The sequence below is a fragment of the Streptomyces sp. ADMS genome (genome assembly GCF_033441795.1).
Classification (GTDB): Bacteria; Actinomycetota; Actinomycetes; order Streptomycetales; family Streptomycetaceae; genus Streptomyces.
In genome coordinates this window covers 59,013-79,936 of the sequence record NZ_JAVFVX010000006.1, presented here as the reverse complement: position 1 = coordinate 79,936, position 20,924 = coordinate 59,013, and the positions used below count along the sequence as shown (strand labels likewise).

Annotated in this window: 25 protein-coding genes; 17 read left to right on the top strand and 8 right to left on the bottom strand. The window is 68.3% G+C overall.

The window, feature by feature from the left end:
* Positions 1-544 precede the first annotated feature (544 nt).
* Positions 545-2,152 carry an SDR family oxidoreductase gene (locus RB628_RS04445; RefSeq protein WP_412180591.1) on the bottom strand — a complete coding sequence of 536 codons (1,608 nt, stop codon included), beginning with the start codon at positions 2,150-2,152 and terminating at the stop codon, positions 545-547.
* Between the two features lie 128 nt (positions 2,153-2,280).
* The gene (locus RB628_RS04440; RefSeq protein WP_318318931.1) at positions 2,281-4,431 is read right to left on the bottom strand and encodes an MMPL family transporter; all 2,151 of its coding nucleotides are present in this window, start codon (positions 4,429-4,431) and stop codon (positions 2,281-2,283) included.
* A 74-nt stretch (positions 4,432-4,505) separates the two neighbouring features.
* On the opposite strand from RB628_RS04440, the gene RB628_RS04435 reads away from it, so the two are divergent.
* Entirely contained in the window at positions 4,506-4,991 is a 486-nt protein-coding gene (locus tag RB628_RS04435; protein WP_318318930.1) for a MarR family winged helix-turn-helix transcriptional regulator, read from the top strand.
* A 480-nt stretch (positions 4,992-5,471) separates the two neighbouring features.
* Here the strand turns inward: RB628_RS04435 and RB628_RS04430 are convergent, their stop codons facing one another.
* The 4 genes from RB628_RS04430 to RB628_RS04415 form a co-directional block, all read right to left on the bottom strand.
* A complete protein-coding gene (locus RB628_RS04430) occupies positions 5,472-5,885 on the bottom strand; it encodes a PIN domain-containing protein (protein ID WP_318318929.1) in 414 nt (137 codons plus the stop codon).
* Positions 5,882-6,145 carry a CopG family transcriptional regulator gene (locus tag RB628_RS04425; protein ID WP_318318928.1) on the bottom strand — a complete coding sequence of 88 codons (264 nt, stop codon included), beginning with the start codon at positions 6,143-6,145 and terminating at the stop codon, positions 5,882-5,884. The genes RB628_RS04430 and RB628_RS04425 overlap by 4 nt, the downstream gene beginning before the upstream one ends.
* Before the next feature lie 208 nt (positions 6,146-6,353).
* Positions 6,354-6,572: a hypothetical protein gene (locus RB628_RS04420; RefSeq protein WP_318318927.1), complete on the bottom strand. Its 219-nt coding sequence runs from the start codon at positions 6,570-6,572 to the stop codon at positions 6,354-6,356.
* A 1,225-nt stretch (positions 6,573-7,797) separates the two neighbouring features.
* Positions 7,798-8,961, bottom strand: a complete 1,164-nt coding sequence (locus RB628_RS04415; RefSeq protein ID WP_318318926.1) for a hypothetical protein — start codon at positions 8,959-8,961, stop codon at positions 7,798-7,800.
* Between the two features lie 492 nt (positions 8,962-9,453).
* Here RB628_RS04415 and RB628_RS04410 point away from each other — a divergent pair, with 492 nt between their 5' ends.
* Positions 9,454-9,891, top strand: coding sequence for a GntR family transcriptional regulator (locus tag RB628_RS04410; RefSeq protein WP_318318925.1), 438 nt, complete (start codon positions 9,454-9,456; stop codon positions 9,889-9,891).
* Positions 9,892-9,920: 29 nt separating this feature from the next.
* On the top strand, positions 9,921-10,484 hold the full coding sequence (locus tag RB628_RS04405; protein ID WP_318318924.1) for an HD domain-containing protein: 564 nt from the start codon (positions 9,921-9,923) through the stop codon (positions 10,482-10,484).
* Here RB628_RS04405 and RB628_RS04400 read toward each other — a convergent pair.
* Both RB628_RS04400 and RB628_RS04395 read right to left on the bottom strand, forming a co-directional pair.
* Positions 10,477-10,950 carry an NUDIX domain-containing protein gene (locus tag RB628_RS04400; protein WP_318318923.1) on the bottom strand — a complete coding sequence of 158 codons (474 nt, stop codon included), beginning with the start codon at positions 10,948-10,950 and terminating at the stop codon, positions 10,477-10,479. The two genes, RB628_RS04405 and RB628_RS04400, sit on opposite strands and share 8 nt — an antisense overlap.
* Entirely contained in the window at positions 10,947-11,636 is a 690-nt protein-coding gene (locus RB628_RS04395; protein WP_318318922.1) for an XRE family transcriptional regulator, read from the bottom strand. The genes RB628_RS04400 and RB628_RS04395 overlap by 4 nt, the downstream gene beginning before the upstream one ends.
* 367 nt (positions 11,637-12,003) lie before the next feature.
* Here RB628_RS04395 and RB628_RS04390 point away from each other — a divergent pair, with 367 nt between their 5' ends.
* The 14 genes from RB628_RS04390 (at position 12,004) to RB628_RS04325 (ending at position 20,915) form a co-directional block, all read left to right on the top strand.
* Positions 12,004-12,291 (top strand): hypothetical protein, encoded by a 288-nt coding sequence (locus RB628_RS04390; RefSeq protein ID WP_318318921.1) that lies wholly within the window; start codon positions 12,004-12,006, stop codon positions 12,289-12,291.
* On the top strand, positions 12,288-12,434 hold the full coding sequence (locus RB628_RS04385; protein WP_318318920.1) for a hypothetical protein: 147 nt from the start codon (positions 12,288-12,290) through the stop codon (positions 12,432-12,434). The genes RB628_RS04390 and RB628_RS04385 overlap by 4 nt, the downstream gene beginning before the upstream one ends.
* On the top strand, positions 12,431-12,760 hold the full coding sequence (locus tag RB628_RS04380; RefSeq protein ID WP_318318919.1) for a DUF6303 family protein: 330 nt from the start codon (positions 12,431-12,433) through the stop codon (positions 12,758-12,760). Before RB628_RS04385 ends, RB628_RS04380 begins: the two co-directional genes overlap by 4 nt.
* Entirely contained in the window at positions 12,757-13,749 is a 993-nt protein-coding gene (locus RB628_RS04375; RefSeq protein ID WP_318318918.1) for a DUF2637 domain-containing protein, read from the top strand. The genes RB628_RS04380 and RB628_RS04375 overlap by 4 nt, the downstream gene beginning before the upstream one ends.
* Positions 13,746-14,396, top strand: coding sequence for a GGDEF domain-containing protein (locus RB628_RS04370; protein WP_318318917.1), 651 nt, complete (start codon positions 13,746-13,748; stop codon positions 14,394-14,396). Before RB628_RS04375 ends, RB628_RS04370 begins: the two co-directional genes overlap by 4 nt.
* Positions 14,393-15,094: a DNA methylase gene (locus tag RB628_RS04365; protein WP_318318916.1), complete on the top strand. Its 702-nt coding sequence runs from the start codon at positions 14,393-14,395 to the stop codon at positions 15,092-15,094. Before RB628_RS04370 ends, RB628_RS04365 begins: the two co-directional genes overlap by 4 nt.
* Entirely contained in the window at positions 15,091-15,519 is a 429-nt protein-coding gene (locus RB628_RS04360; RefSeq protein WP_318318915.1) for an RRQRL motif-containing zinc-binding protein, read from the top strand. Before RB628_RS04365 ends, RB628_RS04360 begins: the two co-directional genes overlap by 4 nt.
* Positions 15,491-15,808, top strand: coding sequence for a hypothetical protein (locus RB628_RS04355; protein WP_318318914.1), 318 nt, complete (start codon positions 15,491-15,493; stop codon positions 15,806-15,808). Before RB628_RS04360 ends, RB628_RS04355 begins: the two co-directional genes overlap by 29 nt.
* A gap of 188 nt (positions 15,809-15,996) precedes the next feature.
* Positions 15,997-18,261, top strand: a complete 2,265-nt coding sequence (locus tag RB628_RS04350; RefSeq protein WP_318318913.1) for a cell division protein FtsK — start codon at positions 15,997-15,999, stop codon at positions 18,259-18,261.
* A 140-nt stretch (positions 18,262-18,401) separates the two neighbouring features.
* The gene (locus RB628_RS04345) at positions 18,402-18,677 is read left to right on the top strand and encodes a hypothetical protein (RefSeq protein WP_318318912.1); all 276 of its coding nucleotides are present in this window, start codon (positions 18,402-18,404) and stop codon (positions 18,675-18,677) included.
* Positions 18,674-18,868 carry a hypothetical protein gene (locus RB628_RS04340; RefSeq protein ID WP_318318911.1) on the top strand — a complete coding sequence of 65 codons (195 nt, stop codon included), beginning with the start codon at positions 18,674-18,676 and terminating at the stop codon, positions 18,866-18,868. The genes RB628_RS04345 and RB628_RS04340 overlap by 4 nt, the downstream gene beginning before the upstream one ends.
* Positions 18,869-18,887: 19 nt before the next feature.
* The gene (locus RB628_RS04335) at positions 18,888-19,493 is read left to right on the top strand and encodes a hypothetical protein (protein ID WP_318318910.1); all 606 of its coding nucleotides are present in this window, start codon (positions 18,888-18,890) and stop codon (positions 19,491-19,493) included.
* A gap of 4 nt (positions 19,494-19,497) precedes the next feature.
* Positions 19,498-20,574 carry a phosphoadenosine phosphosulfate reductase family protein gene (locus RB628_RS04330; protein ID WP_318318909.1) on the top strand — a complete coding sequence of 359 codons (1,077 nt, stop codon included), beginning with the start codon at positions 19,498-19,500 and terminating at the stop codon, positions 20,572-20,574.
* Positions 20,571-20,915 (top strand): hypothetical protein, encoded by a 345-nt coding sequence (locus RB628_RS04325; protein ID WP_318318908.1) that lies wholly within the window; start codon positions 20,571-20,573, stop codon positions 20,913-20,915. The genes RB628_RS04330 and RB628_RS04325 overlap by 4 nt, the downstream gene beginning before the upstream one ends.
* The last annotated feature ends 9 nt before the right edge of the window (positions 20,916-20,924 follow it).

Here is a 20,924-nt window from a genome sequence, read left to right as displayed (position 1 = left end):
GGGCCGACGGGTCCTGGCGACCGTCGCCCTCGCCGAGGGCGCCACGGCGCCGGATCGGAACGTGTCCCTTGGCACGGGCCGGCGGCTCGGCCTGGCCGCGGCCCTGCTCGGCGACCCACCGGATCTCGTGCTCGACGAGCCGCTGGGCGGCGTTGACGCCAAGGGAATCCGGTGCTGCGTGAACCGCTGCGCAGATGGCCGTCGAGGCCGGGCCGTACTCGTCTCCAGCCAGCCGATGACCGAGATGTCCAACTGTCGCGGACCGTCTGATCGTCATCAGCCGCGGCCGGCTCCTCGCGGAGACCAGCACGTCGTGGGAGCAGGTCACGTTGTTCGCCCGCCCCGCCCCGCCCCGCCCCGCCCCGCCCCGCCCCGCCCCGCCCCGCGACGGCCGGCCGGCCGGCCACCACCGTGTCGGCCTCGTCCCCGACGCGCTCCGGACGGCCGAGGGACACGGCCGGCTCAGGCCCCCGCCGCCCGCACAGCGCATGCGGACCGCGGCAGCGGCCGCTCCCGACGCGGTGACGCGCCCTTGCGGGGGCGCCTACTGCCCGAATCCTCGTTCGCCTTGATGGCGTCGGACGCGGTCGACGAGCGACGCGGTCGCGCGCCCGCCGCTGTCCTTGGCGGCGGCCTTGGTGATGTTTCGGGCCATGCCGCCGAAGACGACCGCGTGGAAGGGTGAGACGGACCACCAGTACACGTGGCCCAGCAGACCGCGTGGGTGGAACAGGGCGCGCTGACGGTAACGGGTGCGGCCGTCGGCCTCTGTCTCCACGTACATCTCCAGCCAGGCGAGGCCGGGCAGTCGCATCTCGGCCCGCAACCGCAGCAGCCGTCCGGGCTCGATCTCCTCGACCCGCCAGAAGTCGAGCGAGTCGCCGACCCGCAGGCGCTCGGCGTCGCGGCGCCCGCGGCGCAGGCCGACACCCCCGACGAACCGGTCCAGCCGGCCCCGGACCGCCCAGGCCAGAGGGAAGGAGTACCAGCCGTTGTCGCCCCCGATGCCCTCGATCACCTTCCACAGGGCCTGTCGGGACGCGTCGACCGACAGGCACCGCTCGTCCTGGTAGAGGCTGCCGCCCGCCCAGTCCGGGTCGGTCGGCAGGGGGTCACTGGGCGCCCCCGGCAGGGCGGCGGACGACCAGCGGGTCGCGACCTGGGCCTCCCGTACTCTCCGCAGTGCCAGGACCAGCGCCTCGTCGAAAGGCAGTGGCCGGCCCGGAAGGTCGGGAACGAACCGGGCGATATCACGCTCGTGGCAGACGACCTCGTGGCGCAGCGACTCCGTGAGCGGCCGGGCCAGGGAGGCGGGTACGGGTGTGACGAGACCGACCCAGTGACTGGACAGCCGCGGGGTCAGGACCGGAACCGGCACGATGAGCCGCCGGTGCAGTCCCGCGACGTCGGCGTAACGGCGCATCATCTCCCGGTAGGTCAGGACGTCCGGCCCGCCGATGTCGAACGCCCGGTTGACGTCGTCCGGCATGGTCGCCGAGCCGACGAGGTAGCGCAGCACGTCCCGTACCCCGATGGGCTGGGTGCGGGTGTGCACCCAGCTCGGGGTGACCATCACCGGCAGCCGCTCGGTGAGGTACCGCAGCATCTCGAAGGAGGCCGATCCCGAGCCGATGACGACCGCTGCCCGCAGCACGGTGGCGGGTACCGGCGCGTCGAGGAAGATCCGCCCCACCTCGGCCCGGGAACGCAGGTGCGGGGACAGGGATTCCTCGGGTACGCCCCGCGGGGTGAGTCCGCCGAGATAGACGATCCGCCGTACGCCGGCGGCCCGCGCCTGCTCGGCGAAGACGTGCGCGGCGCGGCGGTCGGTGCCCTCGAACCCCGAGCCGGAGCCGAGGGCGTGCACCAGGTAGTACGCGACGTCGATGCCGCGCATGGCGACAGCGACCGACTCGGCGTCCGTGACGTCCCCGCGAACCCTCTCGACGTCGCCCGCCCAGGGGTGGTCACGGAGTTTGTCCGGGGAACGGGCCAGACACCGCACCCGGTGGCCCGCCTCCAGCAGCTCCGGCACCAGACGTCCGCCGATGTAACCGGACGCTCCCGTGACCAGGCAGCGCAGCTTCTCGGGCCCGTGGCCACCGTGTTCCTCCGCGGCGTCCGGCGCGTTCCGCTGTTCGTCCGTGCTCACGATCGTGCCTCCCGCGCTTGCTCCGACGCTGTTGCCTCGTCGTCCGATCATGGCCGCAACGGGACGACCGTGCCCGTCGCGGCGACGCGGCCCGGCGACGGGTCCGTACCGTCCGGTCGGGCCCGCCGTCACGCCGGGGGCTTCGGCCCGGTGCCGTGGCTGGTGGCGTCCCGCGCCAAAGACCCCGGCCACCACGCCCGCGGGCCGATGTCGATCACCAGGGCGGGCACCAGCAACGAGCGGACGACGAGAGTGTCGAGCAGGACTCCGAAGGCCACGATGAACGCGATCTGGACCAGGAAGGCGAGCGGGATCACCATCAGGGCCGCGAATGTCGCGGCGAGCACCACGCCGGCCGAGGTGATCACTCCGCCGGTCGTGGTCAGCCCGCGCAGCACGCCCCGCCGCGTGCCATGGGCGAGCGCCTCCTCCCGTACCCGGGACATCAGGAAGATGTTGTAGTCGACGCCGAGTGCCACCAGGAACACGAATCCGTACAGCGGCACCGACGCGTCCGTGCCGCTGAATCCGAGGAGGTGCTCGAAGACGAGCGCCGAGACCCCGAGCGTCGCCAGGAAGTTGAGCGCGACGGTGGTCACCAGCAGCAGCGGTACCAGCAGCGAGCGCAGCAGCATCATCAGGATCAGGAGGATGATGCCGAGCACGATCGGCACGATGACGGTACGGTCGCGGGCCGCGGTCTCCTGGGTGTCGTACTGCTGCGCCGTGTACCCGCCGACCAGCGCGTCGGCCCCGGACACGGCGCGCAGGTTCGCGCGCAGCCGCGCGACGGTCTCCTTGGCGGCGTCGCTGTCCGCCGTGGCTTCCAGGGTGGCGTCGATCCGGACACGGCCGTCGACGACGATCGGCGGCTCACCGGCATCCGGCCGTCCCGAGGCGGAGACCGTGACGACGGATGCCACCCCCTCGGTGCTCCTCGCCGCGGCTGTCACCTGAGCAGTTCGACCGGCGTCGGCGATGATGACCGCGGGGTTGCCGGATCCGCCGGGGAAGTGCTCACCGAGCGTCTCCTGGGCGGCGACCGAGGACGCGTCGCCCACGAAGATCTCGTCGAGCGGGACGCCCTTGGCGGACAGGGAAGGTGAGAAGGCCGCGAAGACGGCCAGGACGAGTGCGGTCACCACCCAGGTCCGACGCGGTCGCGCGTCCACGACGGCGGCGACGCGCCCCCACACACCGTGCCGGTCAGCCGATACGCCGGACGCGTCCGATGTATCTGACGCATCCGACGCATCCGACGACTGCGGCCGGGAAGGCCAGTAGGCGGTACGGCCCAGCAGGGCCAGCACGGCCGGCAGGAAGGTGAGTGCGGAGAGCACGGCGCACACGATGCCGATGGCGCCGACCGGGCCGAGGGCGCGGTTGTTCGTGAGGTCGCTGGCGAGCAGGGCCAGCAGCCCGAGCGCCACGGTGGCGGCGCTCGCCGTGATCGCCCCGAACGAGCGGCGTACCGCGACCACCGCGGCTGCGGCCCGGTCCCCGCGCACGGTGAGCTCCTCGCGGAACCGGGCGACCAGCAGGAGCGCGTAGTCGGTGGCGGCACCGATCACGAGGATGGACAGAATTCCCTGCACCTGACCGTCCACCCTGACCAAGTCCCGGTCCGCGAGCGCGTAGACGACGGCGCAGGCCAGTCCCAGCGCGAACACGGCCCCGAGGATGATCAGGAACGGCAGCAGGACGCTCCGGTAGACGAGCAGCAGAATCAGCAGCACCGCGCCGAGTGCCACGCCCAGCAACAGCCCGTCGATGCCCGCGAACGCGTCCGACAGATCGGCCTGACTCGCCGCCGGGCCCGCGATCTGCGCCGTGGCGCCCGGTACACCCCGGACCGCCTCACGCACCGCGTCGAGGACATCCGGCAGTTCCTCTCCGAGGGCGGACCTCAGCTGCACGACTGCCTGCAACGCCTGTCCGTCGTCGGAGAGGAGGGCGGGGGAGGGACGGCCGACCACTCCGGGCTCTCCGGCGAGTGCGCCGACGGCGCGGCTGGCGGCGGTCTGCTGGGCCTCGCTGACCCGGTTCCCGTTCGCCGTCCAGACCACGATGGCCGGCAGGGTCCCGGACTGGTCGAACGCCTCACGCGCCTTGAGTACCCGCGTCGACTCGGCGCTCTGCGGCAGAAACGCGGCCTGGTCGTTGGTGGCCACCTCACCCAGTTTCCCGGCGTACGGACCGAGAGTGCCGCCCACGCCCAGCCAGACGAGGAGCAGGACGAGCGGTACGAGCCACCGGGCCCGGCGCGGTGATGTTCCCATGGCCATCCTCAAGCAACAGAAAAGTGAGTCACTGATCAAGTATCTCAACGATTGAGAGAACATATACTGGGTATATGCCCGTCAACAACTCCTCGTCACCTCTTCCCGGAGACGACCCGACGGGGTTGCAGTCCTTCGCTGTGCTTCTGCGCACAATGAACGCGGAGTTCAACCGCATAGCCCACAAGTTCGCCCAGGCGCAGGGCCTGCACCTCACCGACGTACTGGCTCTGATCGCGATCCTGGACGCCGACGCCGACGACGGGCCCATGACACCCGGCCGACTGCGCGAGCGGCTCAGCCTCACGTCCGGCGCGGTGACCGCGTGCATCGACCGGCTGGAGAAGGCGGGCCATATCCAGCGCGTCCGGGCGGTCGATGACAGACGCGTGGTGCACCTTCACTACGCGGCGGCGGCCAGACGCGTCGCCGGCGACTACTTCCGGCCGCTGGCCCGAAGCACCGGAGCCGCGTGCGACCGCTTCACCGCCGACGAACTGGCGGTGGTCGTCCGCTTCCTCGCCGAGATGAACCAGGAACTCGCCCTCCTGAGCCGCTGAGCGCCCGCTCCCGCACCTGTTGCTCCGGAGTTGGCCGCAGCCTTCGGACACCTTCTGCAAGGCGCCCCCGGCAGGATGCGAACCTGCGCACACGGCTCCGGAGGCCGGACACTTCCCAGACGTTTTAGCAGGTCAGCGGCCCATCTGACTGATGGTCAGGCCCGCCGTCCCGCGTATGTCCCGCGAAAATGACATGCCCTGATTGGTCGCCTTGTTCCTAATCTCAGTCTGATGCTCGTCGGTCCCGCCGTGCGGGGAGGCCGCAACCTCCTCGGTAAGCGTAGGAGGTGTGTGGTGCGCCGTTTAATCGAGCAGGGAGATGTTCCGGAGCACGCGGGCAGGTCTCACAGCTTCTCGCCCTGATGGCTGGGGCGCGTGTGCTCATGCCGAGTTTCCGGCTTCCGGGGGCCGATGGCTCGAGGCCGGCCCGGGCTGCACGTAGGTGTGGGCCTCGTGTTTGATCGGGCAGGCGGTGTGCCCTCAGATCTTGATGACGGTTACGCGCCCGCGGCAGAGTGCAGTGAGGTCCTCGGGGTCAGAGGTGAGAACGGTGACGGGGCCGGGGGCGGACAGCGCCGTGGCGCTGAGCATGGCGTCGATGGCGTACTTGTGGCCGTGCAGGCCGGCGTCGGCGAGGAGGGCGGCGGCGTGACGGGCGATGGGCTCGGTGATCGGTTCGATGACGAGGTGGGACAGGGTCCATTCCAGGGCTGGGCGATTGATCCGTGGGTGAATCACTTCCACGAGGGTGGCTGCGGAAGTGATGACCCGTAGGTCGTCGGCGCGGGCGAGGGCGAGCCAGCCGGTGACCGTGCGGTCGCGTAGGACGGCCTTGGCCAGCCCTTCGCTGTCGAGGACCAGGGTGCCGCCGGGGGCGGCGGGGGAGGGGGTCACGCGGCGTTCGCCCCGCCTTCGGTCTGTTGCTCTCGGGCTTGGTGGAGTTGATCGCGCAGAGCCTGAATCTCTTCGTCGGTGATGGGGCCGTGTTCGGCCTCCGCGACCGTGATGAGTTCGTTGAGGTTGTCACGCTCGATCTGGCGGGCGACGGCTGCGGCGACGTAGGCGGACAGTCCGGAGGGGCCGCTGCGGGCCTTGGCGGCTTCGGCGATGTCGCGCGGCATGGTGATCGAGTACTTGCCGGTAGGCTCGCTCATGCTACCTATCCTACCTTGCATCCTCCCCTTGTCGAATGGGGCTGGTAGAGACAGTCGCCGCGGTGCTGGTCCGACGCGAGCTCGAATCTGGGGTTTGGGTGTACAGCGGTACTCCAGGGGCATCCGGAACTCTCGGACCGGCTGTGGGGAATGGTGACCGGGGAAGACCGCTGAGGGGCAGCCGGTCCCGGCCGCCCCTCCCGAGTCACTACGCGGTGCGTTTGAGGTGGGACAGTACGCCCATGCCTCCGCTGAAGGCCGCAGCGAAGGCGCTGCCACTCGCACCGAAAGTCGCGAGGGGGTTGCCATGGAAGGCCATCACCACGATGACCGCGACGAGAGAAACCACAACAGCACACAGACTGACGATCGCAACATCACGCCCGGGATGCGTGCAGGCGAGCTGGTGCGTCGAGTTGGCCGACACTCGGTACCTCCATTGACTTGTTCGCTATCTCCGCTGGATCTGGACGCACTTGACCTGGGTCAAGTGGTCACCAGCGGTACGCGGCGGGGCTTAGGTCGCCCCGGAACAGCCGTCCGGCTGTGTCCACGTATGAAGCGATGAAGTCAAGGAGCCTCCTGTGAGTAGTTGGCAGAACGACTCTAGCGATCCGTCAACTCCACTGCAATGGCCGGTCGTTCAACGCCTTGGGTGAGGGAAGGCGTCCGGCTCTGCCGCCAGGCCGGACAGATCCAACGCCAGCTCTCCGCCCTTCGAACACCAGCTACGCGCCCACGGTGATGACGAGCGGAGCGGCAACGGAGAAGCAGGCGTTCAGGCGGAATCGGAAACGACCCACCAGACCGTGTGCGCTTCAATGCGGCATCGGACACATTTAGGCAGGTCAGGTGAGGTCTTCGCGAGGCGCTGGGGGTGAAATGCCCGCTCCGTAGCGCGATCGCTGTGTTGGCGGTGCCTGGCGGTGAAGCTGGTCAATGAGCGCCCGATGAACGGCCTTTGACCTGCAGAAATGTGTCAGCAGGAGAAGCGGGATCCGGCGCAGGAGACGCTGTGCCGCTCGAAAAGAGGAACGGTCAAAAGACCGTGTGCGTTTTGACGTGAACGCAAAAACTCCCGACCTGTATTTCTGCAGGTCAGGAGCTTTTTCCGGAGTGCCCCCGGCAGGATTCGAACCTGCGCACACGGCTCCGGAGGGCACGCGCATGACGTGCTTGATTGTGGCTCTGACCTGCTATGGAGCCATATCAAGATCGCGTTCAGGCATGACCCACACGCTCCTCACGCGAAGGCTTGGCGCTGGGGCTCAGAAGTAGAGAGGGAGGCACCTCCGGTGCCTGCGAGCTCCCAGGGTCGGCTTCGCCGACGGGCTGTAACACCGGGGGTGTTACAGCTCATCGGTAGCCGGATAGTGTGGACCCGCCATGGTTGCGGTACTTCGTACTACACAGCCACAACTGATCATTGGCGGCCGTGACCTGCGGTCGCCTCTTGATCACCGCTCTGACCTGCTGCTGAGCTGTCGGCAGTTGTCGACGGTTGGTCAACAGTGAGCGCCCTGAGCACTGCACTCAGGAGATCGATCATTACGGATGGCGGTCTGCCCCTAAGGCGCTCGCTGCGCACTTCCGAGCCCTCGGGCTGGACTGACTGTTACAGACCACGGGGCCACAACCGGGGCTTGGCAGGCTTATCCTCCCAGCAACGAAACTAGGGCGCCCGTGATGCCACCTGAAATTGCTCCACCAGCCGTAGCAATAGAGATCAGGCGATTGTCCAAGCGGGATTCAATCTGTGTACTCATGCTTTCCAGGCGTGAAAGGTCGATTGACTCGATGATGGCCACATCGTCCGTGTAGTCCGTTTCGTATACAGGCATGCATGAATGCTCTGTGGCTGCATCTGAGAAGTCATTCTTGAGCTCCTTCCATTTTCGGAGCATTAGTTCAATTCCAGTCATGCAGACCCATGTCTGAGCGGATAGGGAGCGGACTTCGGATCGCCAGCCACGGTTTTTCCAGCGGGCGCCGATGCGATCTTTTATGGGCAAGGCTGACGCCTCTGCATGTGCAGCGTAGTGGGAAAGGAGGTGCGACGCTCTTCCCCAGGCCTCGGTCTCCAAGTCAATGATTCGACGACCCAAGTTCTTTTGGCGTGCAAAATAGAGCGATGGCCGCCCGAAAGCAAAGAATAGATCGATGAGTACATCTTCCGGTTGCTCGTTGGGGGGAGTGGCGATTTCAACCGTGGTTCGGTCGGAATCCAGCACTCGGGCCTCATCCAGCCCTTCTACTTGATTGACGATGAGGTCTGAGTGCATGAATACGTTGCTACAGGCCGGAGAGCATGCCTGGTTGAGCACCCCCAGACTCACTGTCTTGCAGACTTCCTCAAGTAGCTGCATGACGATTTGACCGCCAGATCGGGGCAGGTCCTTCTTTTTATGGCGCCATAGGATCATCACAACGACCCCGTCCCAGGCAACCCAGTACGTGTCTGTAGGAATGTCGTCGGCGTGATGATGCTGCGGTTGATTCTTGATTGGAATGACCATCTTGAAGATGATCGGTTGGTCAAGATGGACTGCGCGCAGGGCGTCGGACCCATGCATGATCTCGTCAGGGTCCGATTCCTTGGCGTCAGGGTATGCCGCCAAGTGTCTACAGAAGTCCATGTTCATTTTGGGACGTTTGACCCATTGAACTCTCGGATCTCCTTGAAGGGCATTGCACATATCCTCTTGGTACTTGCTGAATTCACGCTTATTCGAAGAGAGTAGAAAGATCGTCCCTATCCGGCAAAGAAATGTCGGCTTGCCTTCTGGGGAGTCCTGGGGAGCGTCAGGGTTCGCCATCGAACTTCCTACTCCTGAGTAGTGTTTGCTTGCAGCGTTGGGGAGATCATAGAGCGGACATCTACCCGTTGAGGGCGGGTTGGGGCAGGTTCGGGTGATGAGGTCGGCTCCACGGCTTTAGGCTGGAGCTGCTTTGGCGTGAGTGATCATGGCCCCGTAAGCTAACGGCGCGCCGGGTAGCCTGTGGACCTGTCCGTTAAAGCACGACGTTGGGGTCATGATCTTAGAGGCTCGCCCCAACGTGTCTGGCTAAAGCCGCGGAACCGGCCGCCTCAGCCGCAAAGGTTTTCCCGCCTTCGCTCGCATACGCACGCGGAGCAACGCGTACCCCCTTCTTACGGGCCACCGGACAGCCCGGACAGCTTCCCCTAAGCCTGTCCGGGTCGTTTTCCCAGTTCAATGGGGTAACCGGACAGCCGGACAGGTCGGACACTCCACCTCCACGGGCGTGCGTGGGAAGCTGGGAGGCGACGGTGTCCGAAGGAGGAATGCGTGCAGAGCCCCAGCCCACGCGGGACGTATCAGGTGATCTCTCAGGCGTTGCGCGAGCGGATCGCCGCCGGATCCTACCCGGACGGGTTGCCGTCCGAGGCTGACATCGGGCGCGAGTTCGGGGTAGCGCGTACGACGGTTCGCCGCGCCCTGCGTAGCCTCGAAGAGGCGGGGGACATTAAGACCGTGGCTGGTGTCGGCCGCAAGGTCGCTGGGGACACCGAGGCCGCGCCGTACGAACAGATCATGACGGACTTGTTGAAGCAGATCCGGAAGGGCGAGTTGCCTGCTGGCACGCGTCTTCCGAGCGAAGCGGCCCTCGTTGAGAAGTACGGGGTGTCTCGCGGCACGGTTCGCCGCGCCGTGCGTGAACTGGAGACTGCCGGCCACGTCGAAGCGCGGCACGGCGTTGGTCGGTTCGTCAGCTCCTCTTCCTGAACTCCCGATTGCCACGGAGGCAGTAGAAAATGCAACTGGCCAACTGGGCCCATGACCTTGCTGAGTCGTTGTTGGCTGAGGCCCTGCCGCAAAGGTGGGCCCACTCCCAGCGGGTCTACTCCCAGGCGCTGGCACTGGCGCCGGCGCTGGGTGAAGACGCCGAACTGTTGGCCGCCGCCGCCATCGCGCACGACATCGGGTATGCCCAAGTCGCCGTGGACACTGGACAGCACATGATCGACGGGGCCCGTTACCTGCGTGACGTCGTTGGGGCCGATCCGCGGTTGTGCAGCATCGTGGCCTTCCACACGTCCTCTTCGTGGGAGGCCACCGAACTTGGGTTGGCCGATGCGCTCGGCGAGTTTGAGCTCACTGACCCCGAGTTGGTGGACGCCATCACCTATTGCGACCTGACCAGTAGTCCGGTCGGGGATCTGGTGGACCCTGCTGAACGGCTCTCCGAGGTCTTGGAGCGGTACGGCCCGGAGCACGTCGTCTTCCGGGCGGTATCCGCGGCCCGGCCCGAACTCATGGCAAGGGTGGCCCGAGTGAGGCGGCGCCATGCTGAGTCGATGGTGGCGAAGCTCAGCTGATCACAGGGACCTCGGCGTCACGGAACCCCGCGTCAAGGCGTCGCCGTGTGGTTGGCGAGACATCGAGAGAGTCCAGCTCCTCTCTGGGAACCCACCGTACGGCGAAAGACTCCGAGCTGACCTCGATCTTGCCGCCGACTGGCCGGGCCCGGAAGCAGAGCGAGAATTCCTGACGCACCTCACCGTCTGCGAAGGCGATGATGTGTCCGGGGTCGGTGAAAATCCCGACCAGGCCGACCACTTCGACATGAATCCCCGTCTCCTCCCGAACTTCCCGGACGACCGTACCGGCGATGTTCTCCCCGACTTCCTGAACGCCCCCCGGCATACCCCAGCGGCCGTTGTCTGAACGCTGTTCCAGGAGTACGGCGCCCGCATCGTTCACGACGAACGCGGTCACCGCGGGCACGATGCTGTTGGCCTCCGGTGCGGCGGGGTCGTTGAAGTAGTCGGTGCGGTTGCTCATGAGGACCTTTCGATGGGGACAGCTTCGGACCACACCTTCTCGAAGCTCTGTTGGTATGTCGAAACCAACTCGGCTCCGGCGACACGCCGGAGGTGGAGTACCGGGGCCATGGGAGCGCTCACGCCGTACACCTGCGTGTTGACCAGCCACTCGTCATCGGAGCGGTAGAGGGAGTTGTGGAGAGTCGACCTGTGCATCCGGAACTCGATACCAGGGACCGAGTACAGCGGGCGATAGAGCTTCATGACCTCGCGCACCTTGTACGCGACGCCTTCGCCGATCTCCTCTTCTTCCCCGCGCCGCTGGATCTCTGGACTCGTGGGATCGCCTAGCAGAATCCGGGCCCGCACACCGGACGACGTCTTCTGTCGCAGTAGTTGGGGCCATCGTGGGTTCTCCGCCAGGAATACGCCGGCGTGGACGAGCACACCGATCTCCCGCGTCGCCCGGCCGAAAAGCTGCAACCAAAGTTCCGGTGGAACGTAGGAGCGGTGCGGGTACACCTTCAAGACCTCGGCGTCGGAGGCGTCCTGCCGCTGGCTGTCCGGGAGTCCGTTTGGCCAGAGGTACGTCTCGTCTTCGCGCAGGAACGCGGCGATGGTGAGGCGGTGCCGCCGGTAAGGCGCGCGCTCCTGTGTGATCCATCGCTCGACGGTCTTCGGGTCCACGCCCACGTGGGCCGCCATGGCGTCGACCGTGATGCCGTGCGTCAGCATCGCCGAGCGTAGGCGTTCGTTCGCCATTTCAACTCCGGGGGACGTCCAGGGACGTACTTGACTCCCCGAACGCTATCGAGGACGTCCCAAGTCGTCCAGCAGCGTGGTGACTTCGTCCCGCCTTGGCGCGGCAACCTTATGTCACGTCGCAGGGCACCCCGAAAGCAGCGAAGGACTTGACAGCCGCTACCGGGCGCGCCACTGTGAGGTACATGTTCAAGCGTGTATCGCATACCTGAACGGGACGGCTTCGGCTGTCCAGCCCGGTGGCGGGACTCCCCAGCAAAGGTCGCCCGCCGCCGCGGTTCTCCCTGTTCCTTCAACTCAGGAGAGCACTTTGCGTACCTACATCGGCCGCCAACAGGCCGTCTCCGCTGCGGACTTCATGGAACTGGCCCTGGGTACCCCGGTTGAGCTGTGGCTCGGGGTTGAGGGCGAGAGCGAGATGGAGCGCGCGGCCCGTCTGGACGCTGCGCGCGACATCCTCACCGAGAACCCGGAGCTTCCCGACAACCTGGTCCGCATCGCGGCCGGGGTTGTCGAGTCGAACCCGGAGCTGTTCGACGTCGTCCCTTTGGCCCGGTTCGCCGGCCGCCGCAACTCCCGGAAGGGAGCTGCGGCATGAGCGACGGGCTGAACTTCGACGACCGGATGTTCCTGGAGAGCCAGGCCGTCTACGAGCAGATCACGGCCGGTCAGGTGGCCGACGTGCAGGCGCAACTGATGAACGCGCAGCTGCGTGCATCGCAGGGTGGTGAGGAGAAGTGACCTCTCCCCGTGCTCTGAACGCTCTCATCGGTGTGCGCTGCTGCGGCACCACGGTCCCGGAGCGGATCGCCGGGCCCTGCTGGCAACTTTCCGTCGTGCAGGTGGGCCGCGTCGATGAGTGGCCTGTGTTCACGTGGCCCACGTCGGCGCCGGTCCCGACGACCGGGGAGCGGGCAAAAGCGCTGGCCTCGCTCGGCTTCTCGCTCGCCGAGGACGCCGAGTGGGAGTGGTGCGAGGACACCACTCCGGAGTACCACGCGCACCCGGTGCGCGTGGTGCTCATGGCCGCGGCCAGGATCCGGCCGCTGGACGGAGGTACGCGATGACCACCACCGAGACGGCACAGACCGCCGGACGTCCGGCGGTGCCGCCGCTGTCGAAGCCCGAGAAGATCCTGTTGGGCACGGTCGCGGTGCTTGCGGCCGGGGTCGGCGGGCTGGGGCTTGCGTCGTCGTTCGAGGCGGTGTCGACTGCGGGCGCCCGCTGGGGGTTCGCCTACCCGTGGATGCTGCCGGTCGGTATCGATGCGGCTATTCCGGTGTTCACCGCGGCGTTCTTGCTGCTGATCCGTACGGACATGCCGTTGGGCTGGGTGCGGTTCGTGCCGTGGGTGCTGACGGGGGTGACGTGCTGGCTGAACATCGCGGCCGGCCACTCGCTGTCCGCGAAACTCGCGCACGGCACGATGCCGCTGCTGTGGGTGGTGCTGTCCGAGGTGGCCGCGCACGTCTACGCGTCCCGGATCGGTGCCGTCACCGGACGGCGGATGGAGAAGATCCGGTTCTCACGGTGGCTGCTCGCCCCGCTGTCGACGTTTGGTCTGTGGCGGCGCATGACGCTGTGGGAGGTCACCTCCTACTCGGTGGCGCTGGGTCGTGAGCGGGAACGGCAGTTGGCCCGCGCGCAGCTGCGCGAGGAGCACGGCCGGCGCTGGCGCTCCAAGACACCCCGCCCCGAGCGGGTGCTGTTGAAGCTGGGTGAACTCGCGCCGCAGGGCGCGCCCGTACGGCCTGTACCCCCGGTGGACGCTCCCGAGCACCCGAAGGAGAAGGCGCCCAAGGCGCCGCGCAAGCGCGCTCCCCAGACGGCCAAGGGCAAGCCCGCCAAGGCGCCGCGGACGCCTGCGGAGCTGCTCGCCGAAGCCCGCACGGCTACGGCCGACTGGACGGACGACGCGGTCAACGCTGAAGCCATCCGCACCACACTGCACTGCTCAGCGGCCAACTCCCGTGTCCTGCGAGACCTGTTGCTCGCCGAGCGCGCCGACGGCCCGCACCTGCACCCCGTCAACACCGGCGAGGGGGCCGCGGCATGAACACCCTGACCACGATCCTGCCGTCCGTACTGCCGCTGGCCGCCGGGTGGGCACTGCACGTGCGCTGGCTGCACGCCCGGCTGAACACGGCACGCCGTGACCCGCTCACGGGGCTGCCCACCCGCGACACGTTCACCCGCCGGGCCACGGCCCTGCTCAAGGACCCGCGCGCGGTCGTCATGCTCGCCGACGTCGACCGCTTCAAGCACATCAACGACACGTTTGGGCATGCCGCCGGGGACGCGCTGTTGCAGGCGACCGCGGACCGGCTCGCCTACCACGTCGGCCGCACGGGGGTGGCCGGGCGGCTCGGGGGCGATGAGTTCGCCGCCGTCCTCATCGACGACCACGGCACCGCCGCCGATCTGCTCGCGGTGCTGCACGGGGTGCTCGCCCGGCCGGCCGATGGCCAGAACCCGGATGTGCACACCAGCGTCTCGCTCGGCTGGGTGCGTGCCTGCGACTTCCCCGCGGATGACCTGTCCGGTCTGCTGCGTAGGGCGGATGAGGCGATGTACGCGGCGAAGCAGGGCCGTGCCGGGATGCGTCGGGCGGGGCTGGGGCGGTTGTTCGCCACGGTCGCCGGGCGCCGCTCCGGCCGACGCGGCGCCCGCACCGGTGCGCCGGTTGTGGGGGTGGCGGCATGAGTCGGCCGCGTTTGTTGGATCTGTTCTCGTGCGCGGGCGGTGCGGCGATGGGCTACCACCGTGCAGGGTTCGCCGTGGACGGGGTGGACATCGCCGACCGGCCCCACTACCCCTTCCCCCAGCACCGGGGCGATGCCCTCGAACACCTCGCCGCGCTCATCACGTCCGGCGAGATCGAGCGGTACGGGTTCGCGCACGCCTCGCCGCCGTGGCAACGCGCTTGCGCCCTGACCGTCGGTACCAATGCCTCGCAGGGCTGGGGCGGTACGCACGTCGACCTGGTGGCCCGCACGCGTGCGCTGCTCGATGCCACGGGTCTGCCGTACGTCATCGAGCAGCCCAACGGCCGCGCACAGATCCGCAAGCACCTGACGTTGTGCGGGGAGATGTTCGGGCTCGGGGTCATCCGTCACCGCAACTTCGAGTTGGGCGGCTGGACGACCGAGCAGCCCGCGCACGTTCCGCACCGTGGGCGGGTGCGCGGTTACCGGCACGGCCGCTACTTCGACGGCCCCTACGTCGCCGCCTACGGCGCCGGGGGCGGCAAAGCCACGGTTGCCGAGATGCAGGCGGCGATGGGCATCACGTGGACCGACGTGCGCGAGGAACTGACCGAGGCCGTCCCTCCCGCCTACACCGAATGGATCGGCCGACGCTTCCTCGCCGCCGGCGAGCAGTCCGGGGCGGTGGCGGCATGACGTCCCTGACGTTCGCCAAGTGCTACGACCCGACCGGCACTCAGCACGGCGTGCCCACGTTCCCATGGCGTTTGGCCCCGGACGGCTATGCCACCCGCCGGCAATTGCGTGCCCGCGGACTGCGGCCGGGCGGTCAGCCCGTGGCGGCGCAGGTGCTGCGCCCGCGCTACCGGCGCGGTCCGCTGGTCGCCTACCTCTACCGCGTCGACCGCGCCAAGCCGGTACGGCCCATGACCCCCGGCAGACGAGCCGCGCTCGACAAGGCCAACCGGGCCCGCCGCACGTGCCCGCAGTGCCGCACGGACGCCGGATACGTCATCCCCACCTCGCTCGGCACCTGCGTGCCCTGCGCCTACCCCGACCCTGCCCCTGCGATTCCCCGAGGAGTACCTGACCATGGGCAAGCCCAACACCCGCCGCGTTGACCGCGAAATCCAGTTGGCCACCCGCAAGCTCAAAGCGGTCCGTGAACGCGAGCTGTGGCCGCTGACCGGTCCCGAACGCCGGGCGATCGTCCGTGCTCTGGCCGGCGGCTCGGTCCAGGTGGTGCGTGGACGCAGCACCACCCGCGCCGACCGGAAACTCGAAACGTCCTGGGGCCGCGCCGAGACCCGCATAGGCGCGGAGATCGCCGCGTTCGAGACGGAGCGGCAGCGGATCGTGAACGAGGCCGCCGCCGTCAAGGCGGCCAAGAAGTCGTCCGGTTGGTGGTGACGCCCCGCCCGGCCGGCGGCCCTGTCTGCACCGTCGCCCACGCCGCGTAGCCGCGGCACACCGCCCCGGCATCCATGCCGTGAGGGCGCCGGATCGAATCCGGCCCGGGGCACGCACGATCGGCCCGGCCGCTCACCTCCTACAGCGACGGCCGGGCCCACCTCCCGCAGATCCGGAAGGACCCTTAAGTGAACCAGCCCGACGACAACGAACTCTTCAACCGACTCGAACCCGAGATGAGCCCCGCCCCGTCCGCCGACTCCGGGGGCGACGTCGTCGACCTCGGCAAGGCGCGCACCGCCCGCGGCGAGTCGCCCGACTCGACCCCCGACCCGTCGCCCGACGGGTCGGGCGACTCCGCCCCGTCCAAGTCGGCCGACGGGTTGGCCGACCCGGAGCCGACCGAGTCGGGCGACTCTCCGTCGACTCTGGTGGACCAGAAGGTGCCGACTGTGTCGGGCCCTGGTGTCATCGACCGCATCAAGAACTCCAAGCGGCTGGACGTCTTCCCCGCGTGGTTGAAGTCGCGTGCGGAGTTCGAGGAAGCGCTCGGCTGGCTGGCCGGGCACGCCTGGCACACCGTTGCCTTCCACGCGGTCCGTGTGCCGTTCGTCTACCTGCCCAAGCTCGTCTGGCGCTCCCCGCGCGGCGCGCTCAACACCCTGAGCAGGGTGGGGCGTTGGGCCGTGGATGGCGAGGGCGAGGCGCTTCGCCAGTACACGGCAACGCACGAGCGGGTGGACGAATACCTGAAGCTGTCGCGGCAGCGCGACCGCCGGGTGCGACTGCGCGTCGTCGTCACCCTCCTCGTAGGCGTGTCCGCCCTGGTCGCGGGCCTGTTCCTGGTGTTCGGGGCGCAGCCGCTCACGCAGTTCATCGCCGCTGTGGTGGCGGTGCTCGGCTTCGGGTGGGCGGGGGCGCCAGCGGATGCGCCGCTCGCCACGCGGGCGGTCATCAAGACCGAGGTGCAGAAGCTGACCAGCGACATCGTGGTCAAGGCCATGGCGTCCATCGGCATCGGCCAGATCGCCTCAGCTGTGGCCAAGGGGCAGGACGGTATCCGGTTCGTCTCCCCGATCACCCGTGAGGGTCCGGGCTGGCGCGCGGACATCGACCTTCCCCTCGGGGTGACCGTCGCCGACGTGGCCGACCGGCGCGCCCGTCTCGCGTCCGGTCTGCGCCGCCCGCTGGGGTGCGTGTGGCCGGACGCCGACCCCAACGAGCACGAGGGACGGCTCGTGCTGTGGGTCGGTGACCGAGACCTGTCCAAGACCGGCATCGTGAAGTGGCCGCTGGCCAACGCCCGCCGGCACGACATCTTCAAGCGGATTCCGTTCGGGATCGACCCGCGCGGCCGGGCTCAGTCGGTGCCGATGATTCAGCACAACATTCTCATCGGTTCGCTGCCCGGCCAGGGCAAGACCGCTTCGGTGCGGGTGCTGTCCTGTGGTGCGGCCATGGATCCGTCGGTGGAACTGTGGCTGCACGAGAACAAGGGCACCGGTGACCTGGACGCGCTCGAAACAGTCAGTCACCGGTTCGTCTCCGGGATCGATGACGACTCGATCCGGTACGCGGCCGACTCCCTCAAGCTGCTGCGCGAGGAGGTCATGCGCCGCGCGGGTGTGATCAAGATGCTGCCGCGGGATCTGTGCCCGGACAAGCGCATCACCCGCGCGATTGCCGACAAGCGCTCGCTGAAGCTGTGGCCGTTGCTCGCCGTGTTCGACGAGTGCCAGAATCTGTTCGCGCACCCCAAGTACGGCAAGCAGGCTGGTGACGACGCTGAGTTCATCATCAAGCTCGGTCGCGCGCTGGGTGTGATGCTCGTGCTGGCCACGCAGCGCCCCGACAAGGACTCGCTGCCGACCGGCATCAGCGGCAACGTCTCCATCCGCTTCGCCCTCAAGGTCGCCGGTCAGGTCGAGAACGACATGATCCTGGGCACGTCCGCCTACAAGAACGGCGTACGTGCCACCTCGTTCCGCCCCGAGATCGATGCCGGTAACGGCTACCTCGCCGGCGCTTCGACGCTGCCGGTCGTCGTGCGCACCGCCTACCTGGACGACAACGCCACCCACGCCATCGCGCAGCGCGCGCACGCGCTGCGCAAGGCGGAAGGAACCCTGTCCGGGCACGCCCTCGGGGAAGACGCCGACACCACGGCCGGGCCGTCCTACGACCTGCTCGCCGACGTCGCCGCCGTCGTGCCCGCATCGGAGAACCGGGTGTGGAACGAGCGGATCGCCGCCCGGCTCGCCGAACTGCGCCCGGAGGTCTACGGCGGATGGAAGGGCGAGAACGTCACCAGCGCTCTGAAGCCGCACGGCATCAAGACCACCGGCGTGGCCGGGACCACCGACGACGGTGAGCGCACCACCCGCCGCGGCATCGCCCGCGACGACCTCACCACCGTGATAGCGCAGCGTGACGAGAGCCGGGGTGCCGCCTGACCCCGGACGGACGCTACCGGTAGCGGGGTGACCCGCTACCGGTAGCACCCCCGCTAGCACCCAAAACAGCACCCCATCTGCGATCTAGCGGATAGCACCCCACCTGCGAAAACCCCGGAAACTGCCCCGGAGGCCCCCCGATGACCCCCATAGCCCTTGCTATCGCCTGCCTGCTGACCATCACGCTCGGTTACGGCGGATTGTGTGCGGCCTCGCCGTTCGGTGACTGCCGCAAGTGCCGCGGCATGGGCCACAAGCTCAAGACCGACCGCAAAGGCCGCCTCAAGCGCGGCAAGCCGTGCGGCCGCTGCAAGGGCCACGGCAAGCGCATCCGCGTCGGCCGCTGGCTCTACAACCGCGCCGCCCGCATCTACCGCACAGGCACCGACACCCCCCGCCCGGAAGGCACCCGATGACCGTCATCTTCTCCGCCGTGCTGCTGTTCGGCATCGCCTCCATCGTCGTCGTCAAGACCCGCTCGGCCGGGTTCGGCGCCGCGGTGCTGCTGTTCCTGTTCGGGTTCTTCGCCGCCGGGACCGGCGCGTCCGAGCCCATCCGCGACCTGGTCGCCTCCTTCGCCCACTTCGCCGCCGACCTCGCCAACTGAGCTGAACGGAGTGCTTCCCGTGAACGAACCGATCGTCGCCCGGCACTGGCTCGCCATCGCCGCACCGAAGGCAGCGCCCGCCATCGCCACCACCACCGTGCTCGCGCTCGCCCGGATCTGGAACGCCAACGGTGCTGAACACAGCGTCGGCAATGCCGTGTTGATGACCTCCCTGTCCCTCGGTGCCGCCGCCGCAGGCGTGGCCGCCGGCAACAGCACCGGAGACTCCGTGCTCGTGGGAGCCGCGTTCGCCGCCTCCGGAGCGCTCGCCTTCGCCGGGGTCGCCGGATACACCGACGGACTGCCGCTGCCCATGCTGCTGTGGTCGGTGGCCACCGCGGGCGCCTACGGACTCGCCGCCCGCTACTGGCGCACCGACCGCCGCGAACGCCTCACCCATGAACGCGACATGAGCGAGCGGCGCGAGGAATACGCGCACGTCGAACGCGTCGAAACCCTGCGCGCCACCACACAGATCGAAGTCGCCCGCAGCGGCGCCGCCTACGCCGAAGCCCTCGCCCAAGCCCTCGTCACCCGCGCCACCCTCCCCGGCTTCGACCCGCGGGCCCTCGAATCCGCCGGCCTGCCCCAACTCCCTGCCGTCGACACTGCTCAGGAGCGCTGACGCGATGACGTCCCGTAGTAAGAGGAAGCGGCAGCTGGTGGACATGTTCCCCGGCATGGCCGACCGTATCGACGGCACGCCGCCCAAAGCTGAAGCGGAGCCGGAAGCCCTCACCCTGGATGAGGCGATCGCGAAGTCTCACGCCATGGTGGACAAGGTCCTTGCCGCACACCCGGTCGTCGCCACGATCGGACTGTTCTCGGGCGGCAATGACTCCGTGATTGTCAACCACCTGTTCCGTCAGCGGGTGGACGCCATCGCCCACGTCAACACCGGCACCGGTGTCCCGGAGACCACCCAGCACGTCCGGGACGTGGTCGCCGCGTGGGGGCTGCGGCTGCATGAACTGCACCCCAAGAACAGTTACGCGGACCTGGTGTTGGGGCGGGTGCTGTCCACCCGCGGCAAGAACATCGGCCGCCAGGTCTGGAAAGGCTTCCCCGGACCGGCCGGACACTCCGTGATGTACCGGCGCCTGAAAGATGAGCCGTTGCAGCGGCTGCGCGCACAGATCGTCGGCACCCAGTGGCGCACCCGCAACGTCATCTACCTCGGCGGCATGCGCTGGGCGGAAACCGACCGCCGGTTCCGTAACGCCGAAGAGGTCGACCGGGAAGGCTCGCTGATCTGGGTCTCACCGATCGTGCACTGGACCGATGCTCACATGCGCGAGTACCGGGCCCGCCACCGCTGCGACCTCCCGCACGAACACGCCCCGCACCGCCTGTGCCACCCGGATGTGTTGCCGCTGAACGAGGTGACCGTTCACCTGCACATGTCGGGGGAGTGCCTGTGCGGAGCGTTCGCCAAGCCCGGAGAACTGGACGAGATCGAGTTCTTCTACCCCCACGCAGCAAAGCCCCTGAGGGAGCTGGAGAACGAGGCCGAAGCCGCGGGATTGTCCGCCTGCAAATGGGGCCAGCGCCCGCCCGGTGAGCGCACCCGCAACCGGCCGACCGGGCGGTTGTGCTCCAAGTGCGTCGACCCCGAGGGACAGACCGACCTTCTCGCCGAATGGCGTGAGAGCGGCCTCATCACCACTGACCAGTACGACACCTTCACTCGCCCGGACGCCGCGTGATCGGCCGTCTGCTCGCCCGGCACCGGTTGGCGATCCGGCACCACGCGGGATGGGTCTCCTACCCCGTCGGCGGGCGCCCGCGTGGCCCGCGCCCGATCCTCGCCCTGCACCGCTTGCCGGATCCCGACTGCCTGTACTGCGGGGGCGAGGGCGAGGTGATCGGCGCGGTGTACGGCGAGGACGAGCCGGACTACGACGACTGCGAGTGCGCCCCGTTCCTGCCGCTGCGGTTCGTCTGGCTGCCCCACAGCCCCCGCTGGCTCCGCATCCGGCGAGCCTGCCCGGCCTGCGGCACCCGCTCACGCACCTGCGGCTGCTACAGCAACCAACCGCCCTTCTAACCCACCGAG